Here is a 2,972-nt window from a genome sequence, read left to right as displayed (position 1 = left end):
GTTCTCCACCTCCTCGGCGGCCACCTTCTCGCCGCCCCGGTTGATCTGGTCCTTCGCCCGCCCCTCCACCACCAGGTGCCCGGTGGCGGTGCGCCGGACGATGTCGCCGGTGCGGTAGAACCCGTCCGGGGTGAACGCGCGGGCGTTGTGCTCGGGCGCCCGCCAGTAGCCGCGGACGGTGTACGGGCCGCGGGTCAGCAGGTGGCCGGGGGTGCCGTCGGGCAGGTCGCGGTCCTCGTCGTCGACCACCCGCACCTCGTCGTCGGGGGAGATCGGACGGCCCTGGGTGGTGAGCACGGTGTGCTCGTCGTCCTCGGGGCGGGTGTAGTTGACCAGGCCCTCGGCCATCCCGAACACCTGCTGGAGCCGGCAGCCGAGCGCCGGCCCGAGCCGCCGGGCGGCCTCCTCGCTCAGCTTGGCCCCGCCGACCTGGAGCAGCTCCAGGCTGGACAGGTCGGGCCCGTCCGCCCCGGCCGCCCCGGCGGCGGCCGCCCAGGCCAGCGCGAGCGGCGGCACCACCCCGGTCAGGGTGACCCGCTCGCGGGCGATCAGGCCCAGCGCGGTGGCCGGGCTCGGGTCGGGCGCCAGCACGACCCGGCCGCCCGCGAAGAACGTCCCCAGCGTGCCGGGGGAGGAGAGCGGGAAGTTGTGCTCTGCCGGCAGCGCGCACAAGTACACCGAATCGGGGGTCAGTTCGCAGATCTCGGCGGACGCCCGGACGCTGTACAGGTAGTCGTCGTGGCAGCGCGGGATCAGCTTCGGCAGACCGGTCGAGCCGCCGGACAGCTGGAGGAACGCCAGATCGCCCGAGTTCGCCGGCGGCGGGGGCGACACCCCTTCCGGGGCCCGCAGTTCGGCCAGCGGCGCGAACGGTCCGGGCTCCCCGGCCACGAACACCTCCGGCGGGTGCGGCACCGCCGCCCGCACCTCGGCGGCCAACTCGCGGTGGTCGAAGCCCTCGTGGCGGTCCGGCACGAACAGCGCCCTCGCCCCGGCGAACTCGCAGAAGTACGAGACCTCGGCCCGCCGGTGCGCGGGCAGCGCCATCACCGGCACCACGCCGGCCCGCAGCGCGCCGAAGAACACCTCGAAGAACTCGGCCACGTTGGGCAGTTGCAGCACCACCCGGTCGCCCCGGCGCAGCCCGCGCGCCGCCATCCCGGCCGCCAGCCGGTCGGCGCGGGCGTCCAGTTCCGCGTAACTCCACTGCCGGGCCCGGTCGGTGACCGCGATCCGGTCCGGCGTCGCGGCCGCGTGCCGCCGGATCATCGCGTCCAGCAGCTCGCCGGTCCAGTACCCGGCGGCACGGTGGCGGGCGGCGGCCTCGGGCGGGTACAGGTTCATCGGGCGTCCTCCGGCGGGCAACTCGGCTGGGGGGAAGGGGAGTCGGAGCGGCCAGGGGCCGCCGGGGCCGGGTTCACCGGGCGTCCGCCAGACCCACCGCGTGCAGGAAGGTGCGGAACTTGGCGGCGGTCTCGGCGAGTTCGAGCTCCGGGTCGGAGGCGGCGACCACGCCCGCGCCCGCGAACAGGCGCAGCAGGTCGCCCTCCGCCTCGGCGCAGCGCAGGGTCACCACCCACTCGCCGTCGCCGGAGGCGTCGCCCCAGCCGACCACGCCGGTGTACAGGCCCCGGTCGAAGGGCTCCAGTTCGCCGATCGCCGCCCTGGCCTGCGCCGTCGGGGTGCCGCAGACCGCCGGGGTCGGGTGCAGGGCGAGGGCCAGCTCCAGCGCGCTGGTGGCCGGCTCGCGCAGCACGCCGGTGACGGTGGAGGACAGGTGCCACATCGCGGCGGTGCGCAGCAGCACCGGCCGCGCCGGGACGGCCAGTTCGGCGCAGAACGGGGCCAGCGCGGCCCGGACGGCGTCGACCACGAAGGCGTGCTCGGTGAGGTCCTTCGCGGACTCCAGCAGCGCCTCGGCGCGCAGCCGGTCCTCCACCGGATCGGCGCTGCGGGCGGCCGAGCCGGCCAGCGGGTTGGACACCACCCGGGTGCCGCGCCGCGACACCAGCAGCTCCGGGCTGGCCCCGATCAGCGTCGCCGCGCCGCCGGCGGGCACCGCGAAGGTGTAGCCGCGCGGGTCGCGGTGCACCAGCCGGGCCGCCATCGCCGCCAGGTCGCTCCCGCCGGGCGCGGTCAGCTCCAGGGTGCGGGCCAGCACCACCTTCTCCAGCGGCGAGTCACCCGCCAGCCGCCGCACCGCCTCCGCGACCGCCGCCCGGTAGCCGTCCGGCTCCGGCACCGGGCGGCTGCGCCAACGCCCTTCCCCCGTCGGCGCGTCGGGCGAAGGGCCGCCGGCCGGGGGCGCCACCGGCCCGGCCCGGCGGACCCGCTCGGGGACGAACAGCCGGGCGGGCGCACCCGGATCGAACGGGATCGCCCCGACCACCAGCCGCCCCCCGCCGGACGCCGCACCGCCGGTCGCCGCACTGCCGGTCGCCGCCCCGCCCCCGCCGAGCAGCCGCCCGACCGCCGCCGGGTCGTCGACCGTCCGGTGCACGCCCTCGGCGAGCAGGGTGCGGGTCGGCGTGGCGAGCAGGGCCCGGTCCGGTCCGGGCCGGTAGGCGGCCAGCAGGTCGGCGGCGGTCGGGTCGGCGGCGGTGGCGGCCGCTTCCCCGGCGGGGGCGGGCGTTCGAAGCGCGGAGGCGGTGGACATGCTGCTCCGTTCCGCCGATGCGCGGACGCGCGTCGGCACGGCGAGGCGGGAGGGGCGGGGACGGGACGGACGGGGACGGGAGGGCGTGGCGGAGCGGCCCGGGGCGGCGGTGGTCGCCGCCCCGGGCGGGGGAGCCGGCGGGGCGAGGCGGTCAGGCCCGCAGGGTCGCGCCGCCGTCGACGTACAGGTCGTGCATGGTGATGTGCCGGGCGCGGTCGCTGGCCAGGAAGGCGACGGCCTCGGCGATGTCGGCGGGGTCGGCGATCCGGCCGAGCGGGATGCCGACCCGGTAGCTGGCCGGGTCGCCCTCCAGGAC

At 78.0% G+C, this 2,972-nt stretch carries 3 protein-coding genes; all 3 read right to left on the bottom strand.

The window, feature by feature from the left end; all coding sequences use genetic code 11:
- On the bottom strand, positions 1-1,344 hold a 1,344-nt coding region (locus tag ACFUEL_RS37760; protein WP_380242444.1), incomplete at its 3' end, for a (2,3-dihydroxybenzoyl)adenylate synthase.
- Positions 1,345-1,417: 73 nt separating this feature from the next.
- Positions 1,418-2,656: an isochorismate synthase gene (locus tag ACFUEL_RS37755; protein ID WP_380242442.1), complete on the bottom strand. Its 1,239-nt coding sequence runs from the start codon at positions 2,654-2,656 to the stop codon at positions 1,418-1,420.
- Positions 2,657-2,807: 151 nt separating this feature from the next.
- The coding region (locus tag ACFUEL_RS37750; RefSeq protein WP_380242445.1) for an SDR family oxidoreductase at positions 2,808-2,972 on the bottom strand (165 nt) is incomplete at its 5' end.

The sequence above is a fragment of the Kitasatospora sp. NPDC057198 genome (assembly GCF_042670125.1).
In the GTDB taxonomy this organism is placed as follows: Bacteria; Actinomycetota; Actinomycetes; order Streptomycetales; family Streptomycetaceae; genus Kitasatospora.
The sequence above is the reverse complement of the archived record's forward strand: the minus strand, read 5'-3'. Positions and strand labels throughout refer to the sequence as shown.

Excerpts from the sequence above, each read along its gene's own strand:
- ACFUEL_RS37755 (WP_380242442.1), bottom strand. The coding sequence starts at position 2,656 with ATGTCCACCGCCTCCGCGCTTCGAACGCCCGCCCCCGCCGGGGAAGCG.